27 protein-coding genes and 1 pseudogene are annotated in these 24,080 nt (G+C 37.9%); 24 read left to right on the top strand and 4 right to left on the bottom strand.

All coding sequences use genetic code 11. The annotated features are described in order from the left end of the window. Positions 1 to 94: 94 nt before the first annotated feature. The 8 genes from GQY27_RS03765 to GQY27_RS03730 all read left to right on the top strand — a co-directional run bounded on the left by GQY27_RS03765 (position 95) and on the right by GQY27_RS03730 (position 6,437). On the top strand, positions 95 to 673 hold the full coding sequence (locus GQY27_RS03765) for a GNAT family N-acetyltransferase (protein ID WP_328802954.1): 579 nt from the start codon (positions 95 to 97) through the stop codon (positions 671 to 673). Positions 674 to 808: 135 nt separating this feature from the next. Beyond that, the gene (locus tag GQY27_RS03760; RefSeq protein ID WP_160032198.1) at positions 809 to 1,306 is read left to right on the top strand and encodes a hypothetical protein; all 498 of its coding nucleotides are present in this window, start codon (positions 809 to 811) and stop codon (positions 1,304 to 1,306) included. Positions 1,307 to 1,442: 136 nt separating this feature from the next. After that, positions 1,443 to 2,069, top strand: a complete 627-nt coding sequence (locus tag GQY27_RS03755; RefSeq protein ID WP_160032197.1) for an RNA-dependent RNA polymerase family protein — start codon at positions 1,443 to 1,445, stop codon at positions 2,067 to 2,069. A gap of 11 nt (positions 2,070 to 2,080) precedes the next feature. Continuing rightward, the gene (locus GQY27_RS03750) at positions 2,081 to 3,037 is read left to right on the top strand and encodes a hypothetical protein (RefSeq protein WP_160032196.1); all 957 of its coding nucleotides are present in this window, start codon (positions 2,081 to 2,083) and stop codon (positions 3,035 to 3,037) included. A gap of 382 nt (positions 3,038 to 3,419) precedes the next feature. After that, positions 3,420 to 3,935 (top strand): hypothetical protein, encoded by a 516-nt coding sequence (locus tag GQY27_RS03745; RefSeq protein WP_160032195.1) that lies wholly within the window; start codon positions 3,420 to 3,422, stop codon positions 3,933 to 3,935. Positions 3,936 to 4,157: 222 nt separating this feature from the next. Beyond that, positions 4,158 to 4,910: a DUF429 domain-containing protein gene (locus tag GQY27_RS03740; RefSeq protein WP_160032194.1), complete on the top strand. Its 753-nt coding sequence runs from the start codon at positions 4,158 to 4,160 to the stop codon at positions 4,908 to 4,910. Positions 4,911 to 5,057: 147 nt separating this feature from the next. Beyond that, complete coding sequence (locus tag GQY27_RS03735) at positions 5,058 to 5,564, top strand: HIT family protein (RefSeq protein ID WP_160032193.1); 507 nt, start codon at positions 5,058 to 5,060, stop codon at positions 5,562 to 5,564. Positions 5,565 to 6,014: 450 nt separating this feature from the next. Continuing rightward, positions 6,015 to 6,437: a GNAT family N-acetyltransferase gene (locus GQY27_RS03730; protein WP_160032192.1), complete on the top strand. Its 423-nt coding sequence runs from the start codon at positions 6,015 to 6,017 to the stop codon at positions 6,435 to 6,437. A gap of 352 nt (positions 6,438 to 6,789) precedes the next feature. On the opposite strand, the gene GQY27_RS03725 is transcribed toward GQY27_RS03730, so the two are convergent. Then, the gene (locus GQY27_RS03725; RefSeq protein ID WP_160032191.1) at positions 6,790 to 7,401 is read right to left on the bottom strand and encodes a hypothetical protein; all 612 of its coding nucleotides are present in this window, start codon (positions 7,399 to 7,401) and stop codon (positions 6,790 to 6,792) included. A 301-nt stretch (positions 7,402 to 7,702) separates the two neighbouring features. Between GQY27_RS03725 and GQY27_RS03720 the strand changes: the two genes are divergently transcribed. The 4 genes from GQY27_RS03720 to GQY27_RS21460 all read left to right on the top strand — a co-directional run bounded on the left by GQY27_RS03720 (position 7,703) and on the right by GQY27_RS21460 (position 11,997). Continuing rightward, positions 7,703 to 9,913, top strand: a complete 2,211-nt coding sequence (locus GQY27_RS03720; protein ID WP_160032190.1) for an S-layer homology domain-containing protein — start codon at positions 7,703 to 7,705, stop codon at positions 9,911 to 9,913. A 242-nt stretch (positions 9,914 to 10,155) separates the two neighbouring features. Beyond that, the gene (locus tag GQY27_RS21670) at positions 10,156 to 10,485 is read left to right on the top strand and encodes a DUF3024 domain-containing protein (protein WP_236570474.1); all 330 of its coding nucleotides are present in this window, start codon (positions 10,156 to 10,158) and stop codon (positions 10,483 to 10,485) included. Between the two features lie 184 nt (positions 10,486 to 10,669). After that, a complete protein-coding gene (locus GQY27_RS03710) occupies positions 10,670 to 11,638 on the top strand; it encodes a TolB-like translocation protein (RefSeq protein WP_160032189.1) in 969 nt (322 codons plus the stop codon). Between the two features lie 197 nt (positions 11,639 to 11,835). Continuing rightward, positions 11,836 to 11,997, top strand: coding sequence for a hypothetical protein (locus GQY27_RS21460; protein ID WP_201450673.1), 162 nt, complete (start codon positions 11,836 to 11,838; stop codon positions 11,995 to 11,997). A 159-nt stretch (positions 11,998 to 12,156) separates the two neighbouring features. On the opposite strand, the gene GQY27_RS03705 is transcribed toward GQY27_RS21460, so the two are convergent. Further along, on the bottom strand, positions 12,157 to 12,549 hold the full coding sequence (locus GQY27_RS03705; protein WP_160032188.1) for a hypothetical protein: 393 nt from the start codon (positions 12,547 to 12,549) through the stop codon (positions 12,157 to 12,159). Between the two features lie 182 nt (positions 12,550 to 12,731). On the opposite strand from GQY27_RS03705, the gene GQY27_RS03700 reads away from it, so the two are divergent. Beyond that, complete coding sequence (locus GQY27_RS03700; RefSeq protein WP_160032187.1) at positions 12,732 to 13,106, top strand: DUF6508 domain-containing protein; 375 nt, start codon at positions 12,732 to 12,734, stop codon at positions 13,104 to 13,106. A gap of 187 nt (positions 13,107 to 13,293) precedes the next feature. Next, the gene (locus tag GQY27_RS21665; RefSeq protein WP_236570473.1) at positions 13,294 to 13,917 is read left to right on the top strand and encodes a hypothetical protein; all 624 of its coding nucleotides are present in this window, start codon (positions 13,294 to 13,296) and stop codon (positions 13,915 to 13,917) included. 76 nt (positions 13,918 to 13,993) lie between these two features. Here GQY27_RS21665 and GQY27_RS03690 read toward each other — a convergent pair whose 3' ends face one another. Continuing rightward, positions 13,994 to 14,440 (bottom strand): GNAT family N-acetyltransferase, encoded by a 447-nt coding sequence (locus tag GQY27_RS03690; protein WP_160032186.1) that lies wholly within the window; start codon positions 14,438 to 14,440, stop codon positions 13,994 to 13,996. A 280-nt stretch (positions 14,441 to 14,720) separates the two neighbouring features. Further along, a complete protein-coding gene (locus tag GQY27_RS03685; protein WP_160032185.1) occupies positions 14,721 to 15,335 on the bottom strand; it encodes an acetate uptake transporter in 615 nt (204 codons plus the stop codon). A gap of 305 nt (positions 15,336 to 15,640) precedes the next feature. Between GQY27_RS03685 and GQY27_RS03680 the strand changes: the two genes are divergently transcribed. From GQY27_RS03680 to mobB, 10 genes and pseudogenes are all read left to right on the top strand, one after another. Then, the gene (locus tag GQY27_RS03680; RefSeq protein WP_160032184.1) at positions 15,641 to 15,931 is read left to right on the top strand and encodes a hypothetical protein; all 291 of its coding nucleotides are present in this window, start codon (positions 15,641 to 15,643) and stop codon (positions 15,929 to 15,931) included. A 586-nt stretch (positions 15,932 to 16,517) separates the two neighbouring features. Further along, on the top strand, positions 16,518 to 17,090 hold the full coding sequence (locus GQY27_RS03675; protein WP_160032183.1) for a DUF6241 domain-containing protein: 573 nt from the start codon (positions 16,518 to 16,520) through the stop codon (positions 17,088 to 17,090). Between the two features lie 60 nt (positions 17,091 to 17,150). Continuing rightward, entirely contained in the window at positions 17,151 to 17,234 is an 84-nt protein-coding gene (locus GQY27_RS22055; RefSeq protein WP_442950878.1) for a hypothetical protein, read from the top strand. Between the two features lie 300 nt (positions 17,235 to 17,534). Further along, positions 17,535 to 17,783 (top strand): annotated as a pseudogene (locus GQY27_RS03665) (YhfM domain-containing protein); the annotation flags it as partial. 87 nt (positions 17,784 to 17,870) lie between these two features. After that, a complete protein-coding gene (locus tag GQY27_RS03660; protein ID WP_160032181.1) occupies positions 17,871 to 18,419 on the top strand; it encodes a hypothetical protein in 549 nt (182 codons plus the stop codon). Positions 18,420 to 18,632: 213 nt separating this feature from the next. Further along, on the top strand, positions 18,633 to 19,883 hold the full coding sequence (locus GQY27_RS03655) for a sensor histidine kinase (RefSeq protein ID WP_160032180.1): 1,251 nt from the start codon (positions 18,633 to 18,635) through the stop codon (positions 19,881 to 19,883). Between the two features lie 23 nt (positions 19,884 to 19,906). Beyond that, positions 19,907 to 20,560: a response regulator gene (locus tag GQY27_RS03650; protein ID WP_160032179.1), complete on the top strand. Its 654-nt coding sequence runs from the start codon at positions 19,907 to 19,909 to the stop codon at positions 20,558 to 20,560. Continuing rightward, the gene (locus tag GQY27_RS03645; protein WP_160032178.1) at positions 20,553 to 21,449 is read left to right on the top strand and encodes a GAF domain-containing protein; all 897 of its coding nucleotides are present in this window, start codon (positions 20,553 to 20,555) and stop codon (positions 21,447 to 21,449) included. Before GQY27_RS03650 ends, GQY27_RS03645 begins: the two co-directional genes overlap by 8 nt. A gap of 130 nt (positions 21,450 to 21,579) precedes the next feature. Beyond that, positions 21,580 to 23,121, top strand: coding sequence for a nitrate/nitrite transporter (locus tag GQY27_RS03640; RefSeq protein ID WP_160032177.1), 1,542 nt, complete (start codon positions 21,580 to 21,582; stop codon positions 23,119 to 23,121). A gap of 264 nt (positions 23,122 to 23,385) precedes the next feature. Next, positions 23,386 to 23,970 carry a molybdopterin-guanine dinucleotide biosynthesis protein B gene (gene mobB, locus GQY27_RS03635; protein WP_160032176.1) on the top strand — a complete coding sequence of 195 codons (585 nt, stop codon included), beginning with the start codon at positions 23,386 to 23,388 and terminating at the stop codon, positions 23,968 to 23,970. Positions 23,971 to 24,080: the final 110 nt, after the last annotated feature.

Here is a 24,080-nt window from a genome sequence, read left to right as displayed (position 1 = left end):
TTTTCGGGGAAGTGGATTCAGCATACAACTCTGCATTACCTAATCGCATCGCGGCCAGTCGCTGTTGCTCTTTTAAGGTAGTAAGAGTTCGTAGATACAAAAACGTTTTAAGAAATCCCACAACATCAAGCGATTAAACCAAGTAGGAAGGAAGAGCAAAATAGAGACTTTAATAAATCTTAGAAAAATCGAAATTGATGATTATGAGAGGGTTTTATCATGGAGTACAGATGAACTGTTCTGCTCATCAAATGGGTGGGAACAGAACAGGGATAAAAACGAAGTATATCGATGGTGGGTGGCTTGTGTGAATAAGCCCTTGGACGGTTTCGTACGAAAAGGAATTGAATATAAGGATGAACTCATTGGCTATACGGACCTAGCTTACATAAAAGATCAGACAGCAGAATTAGGAATTGCAATAGGTGCAAGCCACTATTGGGGGAAAGGTATAGGTTTTGAAGCAAGTAGAAGAATGATGGAATATGGATTAAAGGAGTTTGGAATAAACTTATATTTCGCAGAAACAAATGAGTATAATGTAGCCTCTAGAAGAATGCTGGAAAAGCTAGGTTATAAAGAAATAGGAATAGAAGGAAAAGAAGAGTACAGAGGTAGAGAAGGTCAACTGGTACAGTATGAATATAAAGTAGTAAACAACGAGAATGTATAGCCACTCAAAGAAGGTGGGACATCTTATAACATAATATTCACGCGGCGGACATACCTTGGCCCGGCAGTCGCCGGACACTCAGCATTCGCTGAGTCGTGAATACAGGAACGTTATAGGAAAGGAACGTAAACAAAAATGTCTGAAACAATACTGGGAGAACTCTCTTTAGGTGATTTAAAAAAGCAATTACTTCAAATCATAAGATCAACAGGAACAGAAATTAATGAGAGCCAGATCGTGATATTGGATCGAGGACTTCCTCATAAATCTTCAGCGTTGCCTGTCGGCAGGATGGGTGTGTACTCATTCATTTATCAAGATAGATTTTTAAAGATAGGCAAAGCAGGACCTAATAGTAATGCAAGATATAATAGTCAACACTACGATCCTAAAAATTCTCAAAGTAATTTAGCCAAGTCATTATTAAATGATCCAAAACTTGTAGAATTAAATTTTAATGAAATGACTATTAAAGAGTGGATTAAAACCAATACAAGAAGAATAGATTTCTTGGTGGATGCTACGTTAGGGATATTCGTTTTGAACTTAATTGAAGCATTCTTACATTTGAAGTATAGACCAGAATATGAAGGCTACGAAAAACAAAGATCGACCCTTAAGGCTGATTTGTAAGTAATTCAAAGAAGATGTTCCCATCCTATAATAAAATACTCACGCATCGGGCATACGCCCTCGGTCTGGCATTTGTTCGACACGGTCGTGAATACAGAAGTGTTAGACGAAATACAATCAACAGGAGGTAGTGTAAATGCTTAAATTGAAGGAAAAGTCGATTGAGTGGGCTTTAAATCACATAAATAAATACAATGACACTTATGTGTTTCCAATGCCATTTGAGTTTGATGCAATAAATGAAAATAAGGATGAGGTTATAAAACATATAAAAAATATAGACGTATCTAGTTTTGGTTTGCAAACATATAGATCTGAAATCACGCCTAAAAGTCAAGTTGGATTTAGAATTTCAACTCAGTTAGATCCAATTGATTCAATAATATATAATGCGGTTTTGTATGAAATTTATGAGGTAATAGAAAACGCACGCATTCCTATCTCAGAAGAGATTGTTTTTTCGTACAGAATGAAAGCTGAGGAAGATGGAACACTTTACGATGCAAATTATGATTGGAAAAGTTTTAATGATAAAGTATATGCTATATGTCAAACTGGTGAGTATTCACATGTGGTAGTTAGTGATATAGCTGATTTTTTCCCAAGTATATATCTTCATAACATAGAAACATGTCTAAGAGAAGCAACAGCGGTTTCTGGACAAATGGAACATGCGAACGCTTTAATTAGATTAATTAAAGGCATGCATATTAGCCAAACACATAAAGGCTTACCTATAGGACCACAATTTACCGTCCCATAGCAGAACTCATCATGCATGAAGTAGATAAAATATTAATTGCAAACAATATCATGTTTGTTCGTTATGTTGATGATATAAGAATATTTTGTGAATCTGAAACAGAGGCATATAGAAATCTTTCGTTTTTAGCTCAAAAATACTATGACCTCCGAAATTTGAAACTAAATGAATCAAAGACAAAAATACTTAGAATAGATGATTTCAAAACAAATTATCTTCGAGTGTTTGAAGAACAGGAAAATGATAGAGTCTTAGATGAATTCTACAATCTGTGCGAAAAAATTGGTATTAGTCTTAATACATATGAAGATATTGATATTTACGATTTAGATGATGACGATAGAGAAGAACTAGAGCAGTTAAATATTATTGAATTACTAAGTGAAGAAATTGAGAAGGATGTTGTTGATTTAGGTTTAATTAAATTTCTCATAGACAATTTAGCTAGATTCGATAATACAGAAGTGGCAGATATTTTCCTTGAAGAAAGTAGTATCGTTAAAATATTTCCAGTGATACATTCATTTATAAACTACCTTTCAAGAGTACGTTCATTCAGTGAAGCGCAAAAGCATCATATTGGAGCAAAGGTATTAGAATTATTTAATGACAGTTTCATTACTGAACTTCAATATAACAGAGCATGGCTATTACATTTGTTTACTAAAAATCAGGAGTGGAATAATATTGGAAAATTTAATGAGCTGAAGAAAAAGTATTCGGATGAAATGACATCGAGAGAATTGCTATTATGTTTTGGAAGGTCTGGAATTATTGATTATTTCAGAGAAAATAAGTTAAAAAATACTATGACAATGCCACCTTGGGAGAGACGAGCTTTTATTGCAGCGATAAGCTGTTTACCTAAAGATGAAAGAAATGCATGGTATGTTTCTCAAAGCTATAAACATCGAGAATTTTTAGACCAAATAGTTGAAAAGTGGGCTAAAAAGAATTATTTTGCATAGTTTCCTGTGCATCGTCTAACACATCATTTTTCTTCACTCCTTTTAATGGCACAGTCCTTGTGAAGCAAGCTCTGTGCCACTTTATCCGCTAAGTAGTTAAAAGAAAGGAACATCGGAAACTGTGGGAACGTTAAACGTAACTTCTGAAGGGCAGATTTAAGAGTAATTTAAAAGCTGAGATGGTTGAATATCTGATCAACGGAGCAGATCCGGAATCGAAGCGCGCCCGGCGGTGAGAAAACCTTCGAGAGTAATGCAGGAAGACAGAAGCAACACATAACATAATATTCATGCTATGGACATTCGTCCTCGGTCCGGCATACGCTAGGTCGTGAATACAGGAACGTTATATGAAATTCATGTAAAGATAGGAGTGAAATTAATGGCTGAATACGGAGAATCTATTGTAAAGCAATTTCTAGAAAGTAGAGGATTTTTGGTGAGTAAAATTCAAGAAACAACCACTACTAAAACTCCCGACTTTAAAGTTTATAGGGATAACAAATTAGTTTTCTATTGTGAAGAAAAGACAATTGATAATGATGATTTTGAGGGATGTAAGAATGATTCTACTTACAATGCAATCACAAGACAGTTCCATAATGCTGCAAAACAATTTGAAAGTATTAATTCTAACAATGAAGTGCCCAATGTTTTAGCTATTGTAAACCTTGATTCACTGAAGGAGTATCATGACTTATTTATTAGTCTTACTGGACACGCTATGTTAGATAACGGGAATTATTTAAAAATTCGAACTGTTAATGACTATACAAAAAAAGATATGAATTACATAAATCTGTGTTTATGGTTTGATAAAGACACTTTCAAAAATTTTTTATGGAGAGATGATAAAGAGAATAGTGAAAGAAAAAAATTAGAGAAATTATTTGAATGATAATACAGAGAAGACATGAACTTCACATAACATAGTATCTACGCTGCGGGCCGTTCGGCCCTTGGTTCATTAGATGCGTTAGGCGAGAAGTGAATTCAACTCACAATCCTTTGAGGCTAAGTCCGTCGGACCCGGTCGCTAGCGCTTCCTTAAGCCTCTCGGGCTCGTAGATACAGGAACGTTATGTGAAATTCAAAAATAAATAATTTTAAGAGGTGGAAAATGAAAATATTTGGAATTGATTCAGCTACAGAAGATAAACGAATTGGATATTCTATTTATGACTTTGACAAAAATACCTTCATGGAAGTAAGTGAAATTCCTGATAAAACAAAAGCTATCGTAAAAGATATGAAAAAATATAGTGAAGAACAGATTTTATTGTGTTTTGATGCACCTTTAGGTTGGCCTGAAAAGTTTGCTTTAAATTTGTATGATCATATGGCGGGAGATTATATAAACAAGCCTCGTGAAGACTTTTTTAAGAGAAAGACAGACATATTTTGTTCAAAGAAAATTGACCACCAATTATTTGATGTGAGTGCAGATAAAATAGCTAAAACCTCTTTCAAAACACTTGATATGATAAATGAGATAAAAAAAGAAAACTTACTTATTCAGTTATTATGGGATAATGAAAGTTTTGAATCCGGTTTTATTGAGGTATACCCCAAATCTTGGCTAATATCGAATTTTCCAAATAAGAAAGACTACGAAAACTATAAAAAGAATAAAGAAGTCCGTGAGAAATTATTAAAAGAAATGAAGAAAAGAAACATATTCTTTAACAAAGAAATATGTAAAGAAGCTATTAAAAGTGATCACGTTTTCGATTCAATGTTATGCTGTCTCATCGGAGAAAAATTCATGAAAAAGCAGTGTTATTCTCCAAAAGATTATTTGAAGGAAAACGAAAATATACAGGAAGATTCGTTGAAAAAAGAAGGATGGATATGGTTTGAGAAAAAGTGTTGAACTTCACAAAACATAATATTCACGCTGAGGGCTACGCCCTGGGTCCGGCATTCGTCGGACACTCAGTATACGCTGAGTCGTGAATACAGAAACGTTATATGAAATTACGATGCTAATTCTTAACAAAATCAAAAAATGAGGTGCATAATGCCAAGACTAATTACATTGGCTGATGGAAGATCAGTAGAAGTTGAATGTGTAAGCTGCGCATTGACAAGTGGTTTGATTTCTTCAACAGGTGGAGTAATTTTTGAATCAAGCAACTTTCATGTCCATCAGGATATTGCTTACCCCATTAAAGGGTTAGTTATATTGGCTTCAAAGAGGCATTTTTACTGCATGGATGAATTAACAGATGAAGAGCGATTAGAATTTATTTCGTTAATCCATAAGCTCAGAAGTGAACAAAGAAAACGATTGGGAATTGATAAGGTCTATTATTTTTATAATGAAGATACAACACATCACTTTCATTTATGTATGGTTCCTAGATATGAATGGATGTACCAATTTGGAAATTCAGTAGAATCATTAAGACCGGCATTATTACATGCAAGGAATAATATGAATGACGAAGAGAATATGAAGCGTGTAGAAGAAGGGGTTAGCATGCTAAGAGAGGGCATGAGAGATTTTGTAAGTAGCTCAAGGTAACTCCATATAACAATGTATTCAAGCTTCGGGGCATTCACTCCTCGGGACAAAACCCCACTGGCTAAGTCCGTCGGACCCAGGCTAGCGCCCTTAAGCCAGTGAGGGTTCGTGAATGCGAGAGACGTTGGCTGAAACCACCTAAAGATGAAGATGTTTCAAAATCCAGCAAGTTTTTTAATAGAGACAAATACCTTTATATAAAGAAGGATTGATGAATTTATTTCAAAGAAGAAGTGGCATCAGCTAACATTGTATCTAAGCCACGTTGCGTTTGCTCCTTTGTCTGTTGAAGAATTTTTAAAAGAAGCTGAATCAGAAACAACCTTGCAAGGCTAAGCAGCGAAGCCACCCAGTCGCTGCGCTCCTTTAATCCTCTCGGGTTCGAAGATACACAAAACTTATATGAAATCTGTGTATGTGCTTAAAGACAATCTTATAGGGGGCATTATCGTGGAGGTCTTGTACAAAGAATATTTGATAACGGATGACAAAGAGAGAATAAATAGACAAGTAGTTCTGGACTACTTAGCCCAAAGTTATTGGGCTAATAGGAGACCACCAGACCGTATAATAAGATCTATTGAAAATTCTCATTGCTATGGAGTTTACCATAATGATAAGCAAATAGGATACGCACGGGTGATCACAGATGAAGCAACAGTTTATTACTTGTGTGATGTATTTGTAATGAAAGAATACCAGGGGCAAGGCATAGGAAAGAAATTAATTGAAATCATTACTAACTCAGAAGAATATGAATGGATGACAGGAATACTAGGGACACATGATGCTCATGGATTGTATGAACAATACGGTTTTGAAACAGATTCAAAACGTTTTATGAGAAGGATGCCTCAAGGAAGAAAGGCATAGGAAAAGCATTTGTGAACGATAAAAAAACTGAGTAAATGAAAATCTGAGGAGTACTATGATGGATACTTTTCTTGCCATATTTCCGATTGTTTGGTCTGCTTTTATATATTCAATTATATTTTATCGTGTCTTTATTAAGGATAATAAGCATATTAAAGAGAACATCGGCTTAATTGTAATTGCTAGTATATTACTTTTGACGAATGATCAAAACCAATTTATTGAATTATCATGCGTAATAATCAGTGTAGTGCTATTGGGCTCTATTATTTATAAGGCTACAAAATCAAGAAATAAATAATAACAAAAGGTAGGATTAAAGAAGTAATATGGGGAATGCAGCTCCCTATATTTATTGTTGTTCATTCAATCCATATTTCTTTAATACCGAGTTACGGAATGTATTGTATTCTGACAGTTCCGATGTTGTTAAAGCTTGCAAAGGGGCTTCCGGTACCTCATCAGTCAACATGATTTTACCTAAGTTATCATTGACTAAAGAGTAATCACCGAAACTATTCTTCATCAAAAAAATCACACTTGGCTCATCTTTCCTGAGCTCTATATAATTTCCCACTGTAAACTTCTCTCCTTCATGAAGACTAACAGGTTCAATGATAGTCAACTCTTTCTGGTCTTCTGGAAAGTCGGTTGGTTTTTTTATTATTTTATCGATTTTGATATTTGTTCTAGTGGAGGAATCCTGCAGGTAATTGTCTGCATAAACCTCTAGGTTATGTTCTCTATTCGAAAAGTCTTCCGTCGCATAACCCACTACGATCAGTTCGGCATACTCGTCTAACTTATCAATCTCTTGCAAATGAAGAGAATTAGCAGATAAGTGCGTAATCTGTTTGTAAGGATCAGCAGCACTTTCTTGATTATTAGAATAGACAATAGCCGTCGTTGCAATAAGCGTCACTGATAATAAAGCTATTACAATATATTTAAATCTTTTCTTCAAAAATAACCCCGCCTTTAGTTAGGAGATCATCCCTTTGTTCAGCAAAAAGGAATTAGTTTAAAAATATACTAATTTTGGTAAATAGACAAATGTTTCTCCTATTTATTTTGCTTTAGAAGCCGCACTGAGCGTTATGAATAACAAAAACATCTTACTTTTTATTAAGTTTTTATTAAGAACTATTTAATGTTTATCTACTAAACTAATTTATGTTACTTACGGCGGACCTTTATTCCCGCCAAAAAGTATACATAATAGGTGGCCCAGTTTTTACTGGCTGCGGAGAAAAGGAGATTTTGCTATGAGGAATCGTTTTCACCTGCGACGAATGTTGTCGCTAACACTAGCAATGGTTATGCTGGCAGTCCTATGGGTGAGTCCGGCGATGGCTGCAGAAACTACTGTAGATGAAACGGATGTAGTAGATATTGTCCTCAGCGACGATCGTATCACTGTAGACGGTGAGGCTGCATCGAAAGATTCGAAATCACCCGTTTACGTCGGTGGAGAGATTATTTATTACCATGACCAAGATACGTATGAAAGTGGAAATCCCTACGGGGAAGGAACGGAAGATGAAAAGCATTCCGAAGAGGAAGCTGCACTACACACAGCTGTAACGATTACAAAAGAGGGCACTTACCGAATTTCCGGTAAATTGTCATACGGACAGATAGTGGTTGACCTCGGTGAAGATCGCCGCACAGACCCTAGCGCGGTTGTAAACTTGATTCTCGATGGTGCAGATATCAACTGTACCATTGCTCCGGCTGTAATTTTCTACAATGTATATGAGAGTGATCAGGCTTGGATCGCTTATGATAACGGAGAAACCGAAGAATACACAGCATCTGCAACTCAGGATACAACGGATGCGGGTGCGAATGTAATTCTGGCTGACGGTTCTGTTAACAATATTAGCGGTTCTCATGTAGCTCGTATTTACAAAGACAATGATCAGAAGAAGAAAAAGTATAAGTATGACGGTGCATTCTACTCCGTCCAGTCTATGAATGTGAATGGTGAGAAGCTGGGCACAGGCGTGTTGAACTTAACTGCTGACAACGAAGGTATGGATACAGAGATGCATCTAACCATCAATGGCGGTAAGATCAACATTCAGTCTCAGGACGATGGTATCAATACAAACGAAGATGGTGTCTCTGTTACTACGATCAACGGCGGAAGTCTGCATGTTGTGGCAGGCTTGGGATCGGAAGGTGACGGAATCGATTCTAACGGATATCTAGTCATTAACGGCGGAACAGTGATTTCTCTAGCTAAACCTCAATCCGATTCTGGCCTAGATTCCGACAATGGCAGCTATATTAATGGCGGTTATGTAGTAGCGACTGGTTCGACTATGGACTGGGCTGAAAGTGACTCTAAGCAAGTGACAATGAACCTTCAGTTTGCTTCTTCTCAAAATGCCGAGGAAGCGATTATTGTTACTGATTTAGAAGGGAAAGTCGTATTTGCTTATGATCCGGAAAAGGACGAGTCCTCAGGTGAAAACTACCGAGGATATCAGGGTGCTGTTATTAGTAGTCCTGAGTTTCAGGTAGGTCAGTCGTATAACATTTATGTTGGCGGCGATGTTAACGGTAAAGAAGTAGACGGTCTGTACGATGTTTCTACGGTAACGGGCTTTTCTAAAGAGGCGACAAAGCAGCAGTATACAGGTACCGATGTGGGTATGGGAGGTCCAGGTGGTGAGAGACCTGAAATTCCGGACGATAGTCAAAGACCTGCACTTCCTGAGGATGGTCAAAGACCTGAACTACCTGATGGTGAAGCGCCTGGTAATGGCGAAATGCCAGATGGTGAAAGACCTGAACTACCTGATGATAGTCAAAGACCTGCACTTCCGCCAGATGGCGAAATGCCAGGAGCAAATGGCGAGAGTTCCACAGGTCAGGCATCGACTGTATTTTACATGACGGATAAAGTGAATGCTTTCTCTGGTGTTTCTGATTTTAAAGCTAGTTCTATGTTTACTGATGTGGCTGCGGATGCATGGTATGCTGACGATATCACTAATGTAGTAAAAAACGGATGGATGAACGGTATGTCGAGTACTACTTTTGGTCCTAATATGAATCTGACTCGCGGGATGATGGCTACGATCTTGTATCGTATGGCAGATTCTCCGGATGTTACAGGAGATGCTGCATTTTCCGACGTATCTAGTGATAAGTACTATGCTAAAGCTGTTGCTTGGGCTGCTAAACAGGGAATTGTGGAGGGATACAATGACGGTACATTCAGACCTAATGACAATATGACCCGCGGAATGATGGTTACTGTTCTTTACCGCATGGCCGGTTCACCGGATATTACGGCGGATTCTGGATTCCCAGATGTGACAAGTACAAAATACTATGCTTCTGCTACAGCTTGGGCGGTTAAGCAAGGGATTGTCAATGGTTATCCGGACGGTACCTTCAAGCCAGACACGAATATCACACGGGCACAAACAGCGGCTATTTTAAGCCGTAACACAGCAAACTGATAGATAGTTAAAATAAAATTATATCAAGGGCGAGGGAGCGATTTGCTTTCCTCGCTTTTTCTTTTTTGAGAATGCATGATGGCGAGATTTTTTCGGAGAGGCGTCACATTCCGATTTTTAGGTTTGTCAACCCGGCAACTTTGTTGCCTTAAGCCTCTTGGGCTCGTAAATACAAGAACGTTATGAGACATCATCGTGATATAATCAAAGCAATACGGATTAAGGCAGGAGAGACAGAATACATGGATGATTTTACGAAGAAACGAATTCAGAAGATCATGGACAAGTACACTGAAAATGCAGTACCAGAACACGTGAAAGACCAGATTAAAATCAGTTATAAGATCAGAGGAAAACATGTGACATTAATAGAAGAAAGACAGGGCTACAAAAGTGATCAATGGGTGCAGATGCCAATAGCTCAGTTTAGATTAGATGAAAAGGAATGGAAAGTATACTGGCAAGACAGTAAAGGGAAATGGCATTTTATAGATGATATAGAACCAAATGAAGATTTTGAAACACAGTTAAAGATCGTGGATGAAGGGCATAATGGATTGTTTTGGGGTTAACTTGAAAAGGTCAATGAGTTCTCATTACATATCTCATCACATACAAGTTTCATACTATTCAAACAGGATGATAAGAAGAGGATTTTGGCATGTAGTAGATTCAGTGACAACTTCCTGGGGAATTCGTGAATACCTGAACGTTATCGAAAATCCTCGCATAGCAAAACAAAGAGAGAGGTCACTTATGTTTCAATATAAGATAACTGCGGATAAAAAAATGATAATTAGCAATGGTACTGTTTTGCAGACATTTGATATAAGTAAATTTAGTCAGATTGATGGACTTGCTTTAGATGAAGATGAAATAAAAGTCGCAATTTCAGGAATATTGCTTAATGGGGAAAGTGTCCTAGAGATCATAGGGCTTGATAACTCCGAGGATGGTAATACGATAATTGAAGGAATAAATGGAACAGATCTTGTCTGGTTGAGCCATGACCTTTTATTAATAAATACGGGGAATCATATCTCTCGGATTACGATTTCAACAAGTCAGATTGAGCCTATCCATAAATTTAGTAGAGTTTCATACGCACCAATTCATTTATCCATAAGTCCCTCGAAAGAAAAATTAGCATATTTGCGGTGGAAGTCTGATTCACAACGAATTTGTCTTTATAATAGGTCAACAAATGAATCTGAACATTTTAAAGTATCCTGCAGATCCTACTGTTGGCTTGATGATCGAACTATTTTGTACAGCAACTTGAATGGAATAAAGATGCTTGATGTTGAAAACGGTAAAATTTCTATCTTTTTGAAAGATGCTAAATCTCTTTTGAAATTCCCTGAGTTTAGATATCGGTGTAGTGAATTATCAACATTAATAGAGGGAAGTAAGGAATCCTACAGTGTAAAGGATGTAGAAAAGCCGTTATATTTAAATCAAAGGATTTTCTTTCAAGTGATTACTAGTAATGAACAATGTGAGTGTTATAGTGCAATCCTATCTACTGATCTCGAGAAGAAAGATATACAGCAGCATCATTTTCAAAAAGGTACATGTCATGAAAATTATTATGCTGATTCTTCGAATTCTCTATTCTTATATTCGAGGGAAGCAAACGAACGTGGTTTTCGACTTTTTCCATTTCCTGCTGTACCAACTTCAAATCTTGTATTCTATAATCAAGATTGGGATTGGGATGAATAAAGATTTACATAAATTTTTAATGAAACCTCCAACCATCTATTTTGATAGTTGATGCGTGGAGAATATTGATCATAACCAAGTCGACCAAGTCCATAAAGGTCCCTGTATTCTTGGTATGTGAACCTCATTAAAGACATACAGTTATTGTAGTTGATCTAGAAATTGCAATCCCATTATTGGAGGGAGGAATTACACGCGTGGAAACGCTGGGTAGAGGGTGTCTCTGGCTTATTATAGGTGTCATCGGATTGATGCTTCTCGCGTTAATCACACAAAGCACGATCAATATTCCATGGTTTATCTTTATCCCCATTGTGATACTCGTCTTCTGGATTGCATCAAAGAAGAGCAAAAAATAAAGGTGCCGAGCAAACTTAACTCGTATTTACATGAGATCGTACAGCAATATTTTTCGAACAAGTGGATAGATACAGATACGTAAAATCATGATAAGTAAATAAGCAATTCACAAAAAGGAGTTCTAGAAATTCTCTAGAACTCCTTTTATATGCTGCTTGTTACTTTTGAGGGTTACCATTTGACTGGTTGATCACTAAAGCCACAATAGAAAATACAATAAAAGTTGAATAAATGAAAGTTGCTAAATAAATACTCTCACCTTTGGAAACCCAAGCGATGACAGCAATGATTAAACCTAAGATATTAAATATGAACAAACGTAAAATGAAGTTGCCAACCATTATCGCAATTACATAGTTAACGATACTCATCGCAAGATTAAAGGCATATAAGATAAGGAAAAGAACAAAAAAGGGTACAGCCCAATCGTCTCTATTGCTTAATACTGAATGGTTTACAACTATTTTTGCTCCAATCCAGCTTGAAATCAAAGCCAGAACCATCGATATGATAAAAGTATTAAGGATAAATTCTTTCTTAAATTTTTCCATAATCCACTCCTAACCCTTTTCCAAATAGTGTTAAATTATCTATTCGGTGTTAAGTTTAAACAATAGTGCTTAGATAAGCAATCATGTTTAAAATCTCCACTGTTTTCGTTGTTTAATGCTGTGATGTACGCACTCTTTAGTAAATCAAATTTTATTTATAGAATGGAGCAGGTAGTTCGAAAATGGATGTATTACAAATAAAGAGATTAACAAACTATCTTGAGTTCTTTCAGAATGACCGTAGTGTCTTTTTTACTGAGAGCAAGGGTTGGAGGATAGAAAGCCCAGAAGTAAGTCAATTTAGAAAAGAACTATATGATACCAAATTTCTACTCGTTTTTGATTGGGTTCAGTGGATCACTGAAAATGATGAATTTAAAAGTGTGAATAATAATGTACAAGATAAAATTAGGAATGCAGATTTAGAAACCCTTAGGAAATTAATGACTAGTTATATTCGAGGGGATCGGTTTAATGAGGGTCTTTTTATTGATGTGATACTAAAAGGACATGTTACTGATATCTTATTAAGACTTCAAGAACTGATTAATGAGTAATGCAGAGAAAAAATGCTCAATCTAAGTTTATGGAGGCTAAATCCGTGAGATTAATTGGTCAGGTTCAAGAAGATTTAGTAATTGCGGAGTTTCTGTTTGCTGAGAGGCTCGAGGTTGTTGATTATTGAATTATGACAACCTTTTTCAAGGATGAACCGTTTAGAATTATGAAAGTGAGGAGATGGAATTGAAAAATGTGAAGGTAATTGTTGGTTCGATCGTAACGGTTGTATTTCTTGCAGGATGTTCTTCCGCTCCTCGAGAAAAAAATGTTTCGGCAACTGAACAAATATCCATAACAAGAAGCGATCCTAATTCTCAGGCTGTTTTTGGAGGTTCTTCAGGCAGCTTGGCATATTCATATGAAAGCTTAGAAGAACTCGAAGCAGCCTCAGATGTAATTGCTGAAGTTAAGATAATAGATATCCATAGCGAAGATGCGGAAAAAGATTCTACGTTGTATAATGCTGCGATTATAGACCTGTTAAAAGGCAATGGTGAAGAGAAGGAAATTATTCTAAAACAAGTTGGTGTGGAAGAGGCAAGGGAAAAAACGGGTGATCTTACTATTCAGCGAGATAACCCACTTATGAAGCCAGATGAAAGATACATATTATTTTTAAAGGCAGGACAGAAGGCTGAGGTCGGACCACTCTATTATGTGGCTGGCGAGTATCAGGGGAAATATGAAATTCAAGGCGATCAAGTATTCTCTGTAAATCAACAAGAGAAAACCAAAGCGATGGTAGCTGGACAAGATTTAATTTCATTTAAAGAAGAAATCAAACGTATCGTTAGCGAAAATGAATAGTCAGTTTTAGAGCACATTAGTTGAAGACAGTAGCCGAAATCCGGCTCCTGTCTTTTGTTATCGCACCCCATACCGTTTAATTAAGCTGTAGAAAACGAATGATCTCACCGTCAATTATGTCTTCGCTAGCCCTTTGGAAACCTAAAGATTCATAAAGGTTCCCAGCAATAAAGTTATCGGGTCTGTGTCCGATCATTAATTTCTTACAGCCATTTTGCTTCATAAGATGAATCAACTTTTTCATTGCTGCTTTGGCATAACCATTGCCTTGATGATTCTGATCAATCATAAGCGCAGGTATCCAGTGGTTACCATCCTCATCAGGGCTTTTACAAAAAACAATAAATCCGACTAGTAATGCCCCGGAATATACCCTTCGCAGCTCAAAATCATCAACATATTTAGATTCTGCAATCCAGTAAACAATAGGGGCAGGAAAAACGCTAATTTGTTCTTGCTTTACATGTAACTTGGTACAGTCGTACCAGTTGTCAATTGATACTGGTTTTAGCTCAATACTCACATAAATTCCTCCGTAGTTTTGATATCACAGAGGAATTCCTCTGTGACTATAAATGTGTTTTCTCCTTAACAACCACCACAGTAAGGATCTTCTTCATATCACATCACTCCTTTCGATAATGGAAAATATATTCATTATTATACTTGTAACTTATTATCTCTCGTTGGTACAAAACGGTTATACAATAAATAGTTTTTGAATCAGTGAAAAAAAGCCCTGATAAGATCAAAAGATTGATCTATCAGAGCTTTTTGTATTATCTAGTTACCTAGACAGCAATTTATTTAAAAATGCCGAATGGCGCGCCAATCGGAAGGAAACGGCGTCCGAAATGTGCGTTAAGAACAGATGCGCCACAACCATATAGGGACACGATAGCAATACTCATTTCCGCATAGGCTGCCATGGTATGGAACACATGAGGTGCAACTCCAAATGCGTCGAGTGTTAATCCTAAGAAAAGAAAATCAATTAACACAAATATAATGAACAGTACTTTATTGGTTTCCATAGCACCGATCGTCATGAATAGTGTGAATATCAAATAACCTAGAAAAGCGAAGCCAAGCTGTTTCCCATCTATATCAGCGGCCAAAATCGGACCAAATGCGCCCATTTTCATTAACCAGCTGCTCGCTACTCCGAGCCAGAAGAAGCCATAGGCACCGAATGCCGTCATCCCAAACGTATTATTATGTTTTGCGTCTTGAACAGCAGCGAAGATCTGGGCGATTGCACCAAGGAAAATAGCCCAAGGAATTACGTAACTTAGTCCTGTTGTGAGACCAAGCTTCTGTGAAGATGCGACAAGCGTTACGATTGCTAAGCCAAATAGGCCAATTCCGCTTGGATCTGCTGTAACGATTTGTACTGATTGTTTTTCTTGTGATGTCATAGTTGCCTCCAGTAAATATACATGTGAAATAGGCCAATCAGTGGGGTCACCATTCTGATTAGCCTTGGAAATCATATCACAGTCATTGAAAAAGTGTAAGTAGAAATTTTTGATTTACATATTATTAGTAAATAGTAGTGTATGAGATTACTATAATCTAACGTATTGCTTGCTTAAATGGCTATCGTCACAAGGATATAATATGTATAATTATGGAATAATATATAGTACCAAAACATCATAGACTATATAACACTTACATAGATTGAGGGTAGAATTTAATAATCAGAAAGAAGGTGATGAATATGAAAACAAGACATTTTCTCTTTATGGCGATGTTATTTAGCATCATAGCTCTTTTGACGGGGTGTGTGCCTGGGGATGGAGCAAAGAATGCTCAGGATCTTGCGGGATTTTTTAGTGGAGTATGGCATGGATGGATCGCTCCGATCTCATTAATACTCGGTTTATTCAGCGATAACATCAGATTATATGAAATCTATAACACAGGATGGTGGTATGATTTTGGCTTTTACATCGCTGTTATCAGTGGTTTCGGAGGAATTTCGCTTTTCCGTCGTAAAAAAAGAAAGTAAGTTAGGTTAACTTTGAATAAGAAGGATTTGTAGGAGACGAATCAGGCAATCATCCTACACTGGCTGAGTTTCATGACTTTTTCGATGTCCTTTACTTTAGCCAGTGAGGGTTGGGTTGATTTTGTTCCTTTAATAAGGAGTTCACCAGTGCCACCCTCGCCAACAAGATAATCTCCATCGGGCTTAAGTTCTTGATCAATAGATATAGTGCAGTTAGCGCTACTTAAATCATCAAAATCATTAAAACCGAAATTTCAGCTGTTTTTAGATTGTTTGAACCATCAAAAAGCGAATTAGTTTGATTTTCGAAAGAGATCGTATATCAGATCTAAAAAATAATTTTTCAATAGATGGTTGATCGCCTTCATAGGCTCTAGATTCCCTGGGAAACTGGGGCTTTTTTTGTTCCCATGAAACATTCCTTAGTTGAAAACGTCTGTATTAATGTAGCTAGAAAATTATTTAAAATATAGGAGGAATTAAAAAATAAGAATTTAGCCATTAATTTATTTTAACGATCCATAGCTACTGCAGGTGAGACATAGACTTTGATTTGGACAAAAGCGAGCAATGGAGGGAATTATAGATGTCTACTAAGAAAAAGATTACCATTTCCATATTATCTGTATTTATAGTCATAACAGCCACCCTAGCTGTTTATTATATTGTTAATTACAATACAACTCAATCCATAAAAGAAGATGTCGGAGCGGTCAAAAAGACATTAAAACCCGGCGAGTCATTAAGCGTGATCGGAGAAATTAAAACGACCGATACGGATGAAGAAATTGATTTAGCAATGGCTCTTGCCTTAAAAGATGATGTATATGTTATGAAGTCAAGTGTTGTTCGAGTGATGCATGATATGACACATCAGAAAGTGGTTGCTTCGGATAAATGGAACTCGATTCAAATGACTCCTGAACGGATCGAACAGATTATTAAAGTCATCGAAACCAAAGGAACCGATTGGGATTTATACGAAAACATGCTCAAGATCGCGATGAAATGGCAGGCTGGAGATTTTTCGGAGATCGATAAAGATCATAATTATTTCTGGAAACTAGAGAATGGGAATATTGGTAAAGCAAAAGGGATCATGACGCCAGAAGAGGAAGCTGCTTTTGTAGAAAAAATATGGGGAACGGATACCAAATAAAAAAGTATAGCGGGTATTGAATCGAATGATGACATTATTTCAAGAGGTGTCGGATGTTTTATGGATCTTTCAGAAAGGCATCCTGACAAAAAAGTATTGATTGTAAGCCACGGAGCGCTGATTGGTTTATCATTAAAAAATTAATTCCGCACTTTGATACATCAGAACATTTACACAACACATCGGTAACGATGTTAAATAAAGTAGAGTTAAGCTGGGATTGTAAGTTATATAATTGTATTACTCATCTGGATACGGAAAGGTGTGAGTCTAATTAATATAAGATGCGTGGTAGCTATCGCAATAGTTCTCATGTTTATTACAGGCTGTACGAAGACCGAGCCGAAGGATGCCATTACCTCCATTACCTCCATTACCTCTATGGAGCTAGAATGCAACACTCCAATATCAGAAGTGTAGTGTGAGAATCAATCCTTTAATGATGAGGAATCAATTAAGCTATTTGAAGAAGCAATGAATACGGCAGTAGAGAATTTGGGAGAACTGGATTACAGTGCAGAATATAATATGACCATTTTCTACTCAAACGATGTAACTACAAATTATCATCTATCTTTAGGATCACATCGAACCGTAAAGGGATTACTGGTGAATCAGGAGAATACAAGTCAGGGATATGAAATATCAGTGGATCATGCCAACAAATTAAGGGATTTAGTCTCTAAACGCTAAATAATGATCTTGCCAGCACACTCATAAGGAACCATATTGACTCCGCTTTATGATGCGGCCGGAATAAGAGGATTAAGGAGAATGGTATTGAAGAAAAAAATAGGCTTATCGATCCTTATTATTAGTATAGCCTTCCTCGCCTTCACCCTGATATCCATATACCCTCAGACCACCCACTTACATGCCCAAGGAATAAAGTATAGATTAGGTGAGGAGCATATTGGAGAGGAAAAGTCTATAGCCATAGATATGAATGGCACCGTATATACAAGCCTTACAGGAAATAAAAGATTTGTAGGAACGATCACAATTGAAGGCGAAGAAATACCTGTTCCGGAGAATCAAAGACAACTAGAGATTAATTTGGGAAAAGACCTTAGTGGGATTATGCTATATCAATATAATGAAGATGAAGGGATTATCCATTTTTTGTATGGAACCATCTTTGTGAATCGTTCCTTTCGTGAGGTAACAATTACGGTGATGGATCGATATTCAGCAGAAGGTAACCAAGGGGGGAATTGGAGCGGAGACGATGGACTTATGATCTCCGTTCCTGCTTCAGATCGAGCGGAGGCACTCCGTGTATCGAATCATCTAATGAAAGATTATCTGGACGGTTACATTTTACATTAACTATTTAAAAATAAAATAAGGGCACAAAAGGAATCTTATCTATTATAGATGAGGTTCCTTTTTTATTCTAAACCAGGATACCCTTATGGAATTGAACGCGATTGTTACATGTATACCCCTACGCGTTGTGATATTAATCACAATTATGATGGGATTATGAGTGTTAGAATTTGAAGTAAGCAACAAAGAACTTAGAAGGGGTGATTGTCTTTGATGTCTACACCGGCTCAGAAGACGAGAGCTTTTATGAAATTCATGGTGAAAAACGGCATTCTCACGGTGAGTATGACGTTAATTATAGTCTTTGCCATTCGTGCCATTGAGCAGGAAGTGGATCGAAGGTGGATAGAAGATCTGCCTATTTTTTTATTTGTACTTTTTATTACGACGTTATTCTTCTTCATGATCAATTGGCAAAGCCATAAGCTTCGTTCTGAACAGGAATTGTTTACGAATGTATTTCAGCATAGTCCTGATGGAATTTTGGTAACGGATAGTGAATTGAATATCATCCGCATGAATCCGACAGCGAAAGAGCTTCTTAAGATGGATCAGGACCCTGTCACGGTTAATTTTTGTAATCATTGTTCCAATTATGCGGGACTGAATAAGCTATGTTCCTATCATAAATGCTTTATCACTGAACCGGGAACACAATATATAGAAGTTCAATTGACGACGACAAAAGGGATAACAAGATCCATGAATGCGAGTGTATCGCATTATAAAGATCCGATGTATGGACCACTGAATATTATTCGGTTTCAGGAAGTGGAAAAAGCAAGGCAAGAAGAACAAAACAAAATCGCGAAGATGATTACTCACTCTATCTTGTCAGCACAAGAAAATGAGCGAAAGCGAATCTCCCGTGAGCTGCATGATGGAATCGGTCAGTCTCTGTATAGCATTCTCATTCAGACAGAAGTAATGAAGTCTCTATTAGAAGAGGAAAAGGAGTCTGTGATCGATAAGCCATTAGATGCGCTGCAGGAGTCGATTCGAGACACGATTGAAGATATCCGCGATTTATCCGTCGAGCTTAGACCTTCTGCACTTGATGATATGGGACTTGTGGCTGCACTCCGTAACTATGTCCGGCTGTATGGTCAGAAATTTGGTATTCAAGTGTTGCTCACCATTGAAGGGGATAGTGAGTTGTTACCATCAGCTCATGAAATTGCATTTTACCGAATTATACAAGAAGCTCTTACAAATGCGGCTAAATATTCACGTACAGAAGTAGTTGAAGTAAAACTGAAAGTTGAACCGAGACTAGCGGAGCTTCTGATTCGCGATTACGGCGTAGGATTTACGGTGACCTCTGAACTTCGTCAAGGAGTTGGTCTTTACAGTATGGAAGAGCGAGTGAATATTCTCCAAGGTGAATTTGATATCAAATCGAGTCCAAATGAAGGAACTGTGATTGAAGTGAAAGTGCCCATTGACGAATCAAGTACCTTTTAAGAAGAGAGGATTATAGAAAATATATGGATATAAAAGTACTAATAGTGGATGACCATGCGGTGGTTCGCAGTGGGATTCGAGCTGTGCTGGATACAAAGCCGGGAATAACGGTGGTAGGTGAAGCGTCAGATGGAAGATCGTGTATAAAAAAAGCGCTTGAGCTAAAACCTGATATTGTGCTCATGGATCTGAGTATGCCGAATGGACGAGATGGACTATATACGACTAGTGAGCTTTTGCAATCCATGCCAGAGGTAAAGGTAATTATCTTAACCATGCATAGCGATGAACAGTATTTGTTCAGGGCACTGAAGTCAGGAGCATCCGGATATGTATTAAAGTCAGCTCCCATTACAGAACTCGTAACTGCGATCAAGCAGGTGCAGCAAGGAATGGTCTATTTACAGCCAGCGGATACGAAAAAAGTGATACAAGCTTATCTGCATGGAAATGCAGAGGATGCTGTAGACCGATTTGAAACGTTAACAGAGCGGGAAAAAGAAATATTTACGCTAGTCGCTAAAGGTTATACCAATAAAGAAGTCGCGGAACTCCTTACAATCAGTGTGAAAACGGTGGAGAACCATAAAGGAAATATCATGGAAAAACTGAAACTGAGTAATCGCCGTGAGCTGATGGAATTCGCCTTTAAGAGGGGGTTGCTCGAATTTGACTGAACCTTCTACCCACCATCTAACGATCCAAAAACAAATACAAACGGAACTAGAGCAGCTTAAATCGGAATTAAAACTAGACTTTATTGCTGTAGCACTTGCTGATGAGAATTATCGAGATATTCATTGGAAAATGGCACTCGGGGCGAACACAGAACGTTATAAAAAAATTATGGTTCGTATGGGAAAAGGGATGGCTGGAAGAGTGCTGAAGACAAAAGCCCCTTTTATCGTCAACTATTTTCCAGAGGAAGTACAAGATGAAATGCTGGAATATCCGATATTCCTCATTGAGTCCATCCGTTCGGGTATGGGGGTATCGGTTGACTCATCAAGACCCGAACAAATGTTATCCTATGGTGTATTACTTGTCGGACAGCGGGAAGAACGGATATTCAGCCCGCAAGAAGTCGAACGAGTAGAACAAAGTGCTGTAGCACTCGCTGCTCTCTATGACCATACCGCTTCGTTTGTCTCCTTAGTAGAGCCAGAAGAAGCAGAACAAGCAGATCTGACAGGTCCATTGCTACAGAAACTACGGAGTTTGCATAATGAAGGGGTTCAGTGTGAACTGCTGGATCAGCGGCTTACACGTCTTTCAAGTCATCGTCAGCAAGAAATTGCAGCTGTCTTAGATGTTTTGGTACATGATTATTTCAGCGGACTGTCTAGTGCCAAGATTACGATGGAGCAGGACGCTATAGGGTATACACTCGTCGTGTATGAAGGAGAGGGAACGTACTCTCATACTCATGAGACTTTCCATACGCTGCGAGAACTTTTAAAATCACTGAAGTCAGATCTTGAAGTATCCGTAGCACAGAATCGTCAGTCCGTACGATTTGCCATTCCTACCCGCCAACTTTTGGATGAGATTCACTGGGAAGTATAGACTAATATAAAATAAGTGTATGAAGGGGGAATTCCTAGAGAACAATTGAGGGAATTCCCCAATTCTTTTTCGCCCTCCCTATAAGGATAATGAAATCATAGCAGTTAGAGTCTTATGAGGAGGATAGGTCATGAAACCACCTAAAGCAATACTTCCCTTACAAACCCTAAGTTTGGTCTTAGGTTTTGCGGTTTGGGGTATTTTATCATCATTAATCGTATTTATTAAGGACGGAATTCCATTAACGCCAGGACAACTGTCTCTTGTTACCGCAGTACCTGTCGTACTTGGTTCGATCTTGCGAATCCCATTTGGTTTTTGGACCAATAAATATGGAGCTCGCAATATGTTTTTGGTCAGCTTCCTTGTACTGCTGATCCCGGTATTTTACATCAGCCGAGCAGATAGTTTCATTGATTTAATTATTGGAGGTTTGTTCCTGGGGATCTCAGGTGCAACATTCTCTGTCGGTGTTACTTCCCTGCCTAAATACTATCCAAAAGAAAAACATGGTCTCGTTAATGGTATTTATGGACTTGGTAACTTAGGGTCAGCACTTAGTACGTTCTTCGCACCGGTACTTGCAGAGCAGTTTGGATGGCGTACTACGGTGCAAATTTATATGATTGTACTTGCTGTCTTTATCCTTGCTAACTTCTTCCTTGGTGATCGTAAAGAATCAAAACTGGATACATCATTAAAAGACCAAATTAAAGGTGTATATAAAAATGAAAAGCTGTGGTTATTATGCTTCTTCTACTTTATTACCTTTGGTGCTTTCGTTGCTTTCACTGTATTCTTGCCGAATCATCTCGTGAATAATTTTGGAATTAGTAAAGTGGATGCTGGACTGCGCGCAGCTGGATTTATTACACTCGCAACATTTATGCGTACAACAGGAGGATGGCTTGGTGACAAATTCAATCCATTCAAAATCTTGTTGTTCGTGTTCACGGGTTTGACGATCGGCGGTGTAATTCTTGCGTTCTCTCCAGGAATTTCGATCTTTACCGTAGGATGCTTGCTCATTGGACTATGTGCAGGGATTGGTAACGGTACGATTTTCAAATTGGTACCTCTTTATTTTGCAAAACAATCGGGTATTGCAAACGGTCTGATCTCAGCTCTAGGGGGACTCGGTGGTTTCTTCCCGCCGCTAATGCTTTCCTCTCTGTTTGCAATTACAGGTCACTACGCGATCGGATTCATGGCTTTGTCGATGGTTTCCTTGTGCAGTATCCTTCTCGTAATTTATATGTACTGGCAAGATCGTATGAAACTTGCTGAACAAATCGTAAACACTACGTCGCAAGCTGTACTTGTGACGAACTCTAAAGGAATTATTCAGACAATTAATCCGGCCTTTACTGAGATTACCGGTTACACTGTTGAAGAATCCATCGGAAAAACACCTGGGTTTTTGAAATCAGGTAAACATGAGGCACCATTTTATGATGTGATGTGGAAGCAGCTGGGAGAGAAGCATTCCTGGTCAGGCAACATTTGGAACAAGAAAAAGAACGGAAATCTATATCTGCAGTATCTGACGATTAATGCCATTCAAAATGATGTTGGTGAAACTAATTATTATGTTGGTGTATTTAGTGAAGTGGATCCAAAAGAAGTTCATAATGCTTCACTTAAGTTAGACGGAAATACAAAACAAAAATAAAGGATACAAACATGAACCACCGGAGAATGAGTGGATACCTAGATGTACAGGTGACGTTCATGCAAAGTATCCTATAGGACATTGGCTGTGGAGCTTAGGCGCTTCACAGCCATTTCCGCATTATAGCTGTTCGGGTATGGGGGAGTTCCCTATGTTCTGTGTGGCTGTGTGGAATAAGATCTTATGATCTAACCGAAAGGGCGACTGCCTGAACATGATGATATGATGATGTAAGACGGAATTAAAGAATAGGGAGGTGCTGCTATGTTATCAGGAACGAACCAAGAAGAAGAGGTGTCAAGCATAGGCAGTCTGCCTGTACTGCAGGTGATTGGCTATAAGAATAGCGGAAAAACTACCTTATGCTGCAAGTTAATTTCAGCATTAACGGCAAAAGGAGTTCGTGTTGGTTCAGCTAAGCGTGATGCACATACATTTGAGCTGGACGATGCGGGTACAGATAGTTCCAAACATCTGGCCAGCGGCGCAGTAGAAACCGTACTTACATCGCAGACAGCGACTCGCATGATGCGAGAATCGGAGACATCTTTAGATCAAATTGCAGAGCACATGAGGGGAAGAGTAGACCTTTTGCTTGCGGAAGGCTTCAAAAAAGCTCCTTATCCCAAAATCGCACTGCTTCGTGATCACAACGATATGGAAAGTTTGCTAAGGCAAGCTTCTAATATCAAGCTATTCCTTAGCTGGCAGGAATCCCTCGTCTTAGAAGGAATCCAGTGGCAGCGAGATAACGGCTATGCAGAGATTCCGATCATTTTCATGAATAACGAAACGACAGTCCTTCAGCACTCTATTTCCCTCGCATTATCTCTTCTATCCGTGAAATAAGTTCACCCTCGCATTCAGTACATGAACATCGGGGAATCCCTACCTTGGAATGGGGGAGTTCCCCCCTCTTAATCACCCTAACCTTGCGTATACAATAGAATTATCAAAAT

This window comes from Paenibacillus sp. An7, assembly GCF_009870785.1.
Taxonomy (GTDB): domain Bacteria; phylum Bacillota; class Bacilli; order Paenibacillales; family Paenibacillaceae; genus Paenibacillus.
The sequence above is the reverse complement of the archived record's forward strand: the minus strand, read 5'-3'. Positions and strand labels throughout refer to the sequence as shown.

What these genes read in the sequence shown, in the direction of transcription:
- GQY27_RS03760 (WP_160032198.1), top strand. Translation starts at nt 809, where the DNA reads ATGTCTGAAACAATACTGGGAGAACTCTCTTTAGGTGATTTAAAAAAG.
- GQY27_RS03755 (WP_160032197.1), top strand. Translation starts at nt 1,443, where the DNA reads ATGCTTAAATTGAAGGAAAAGTCGATTGAGTGGGCTTTAAATCACATA.
- GQY27_RS03750 (WP_160032196.1), top strand. Translation starts at nt 2,081, where the DNA reads ATGCATGAAGTAGATAAAATATTAATTGCAAACAATATCATGTTTGTT.
- GQY27_RS03745 (WP_160032195.1), top strand. Translation starts at nt 3,420, where the DNA reads ATGGCTGAATACGGAGAATCTATTGTAAAGCAATTTCTAGAAAGTAGA.
- GQY27_RS03740 (WP_160032194.1), top strand. Translation starts at nt 4,158, where the DNA reads ATGAAAATATTTGGAATTGATTCAGCTACAGAAGATAAACGAATTGGA.
- GQY27_RS03735 (WP_160032193.1), top strand. Translation starts at nt 5,058, where the DNA reads ATGCCAAGACTAATTACATTGGCTGATGGAAGATCAGTAGAAGTTGAA.
- GQY27_RS03720 (WP_160032190.1), top strand. Translation starts at nt 7,703, where the DNA reads ATGAGGAATCGTTTTCACCTGCGACGAATGTTGTCGCTAACACTAGCA.
- GQY27_RS21670 (WP_236570474.1), top strand. Translation starts at nt 10,156, where the DNA reads ATGGATGATTTTACGAAGAAACGAATTCAGAAGATCATGGACAAGTAC.
- GQY27_RS03710 (WP_160032189.1), top strand. Translation starts at nt 10,670, where the DNA reads ATGTTTCAATATAAGATAACTGCGGATAAAAAAATGATAATTAGCAAT.
- GQY27_RS03705 (WP_160032188.1), bottom strand. Translation starts at nt 12,549, where the DNA reads ATGGAAAAATTTAAGAAAGAATTTATCCTTAATACTTTTATCATATCG.
- GQY27_RS03700 (WP_160032187.1), top strand. Translation starts at nt 12,732, where the DNA reads ATGGATGTATTACAAATAAAGAGATTAACAAACTATCTTGAGTTCTTT.
- GQY27_RS03685 (WP_160032185.1), bottom strand. Translation starts at nt 15,335, where the DNA reads ATGACATCACAAGAAAAACAATCAGTACAAATCGTTACAGCAGATCCA.
- GQY27_RS03680 (WP_160032184.1), top strand. Translation starts at nt 15,641, where the DNA reads ATGAAAACAAGACATTTTCTCTTTATGGCGATGTTATTTAGCATCATA.
- GQY27_RS03675 (WP_160032183.1), top strand. Translation starts at nt 16,518, where the DNA reads ATGTCTACTAAGAAAAAGATTACCATTTCCATATTATCTGTATTTATA.
- GQY27_RS22055 (WP_442950878.1), top strand. Translation starts at nt 17,151, where the DNA reads ATGGATCTTTCAGAAAGGCATCCTGACAAAAAAGTATTGATTGTAAGC.
- GQY27_RS03655 (WP_160032180.1), top strand. Translation starts at nt 18,633, where the DNA reads ATGTCTACACCGGCTCAGAAGACGAGAGCTTTTATGAAATTCATGGTG.
- GQY27_RS03650 (WP_160032179.1), top strand. Translation starts at nt 19,907, where the DNA reads ATGGATATAAAAGTACTAATAGTGGATGACCATGCGGTGGTTCGCAGT.
- GQY27_RS03640 (WP_160032177.1), top strand. Translation starts at nt 21,580, where the DNA reads ATGAAACCACCTAAAGCAATACTTCCCTTACAAACCCTAAGTTTGGTC.
- mobB (WP_160032176.1), top strand. Translation starts at nt 23,386, where the DNA reads ATGTTATCAGGAACGAACCAAGAAGAAGAGGTGTCAAGCATAGGCAGT.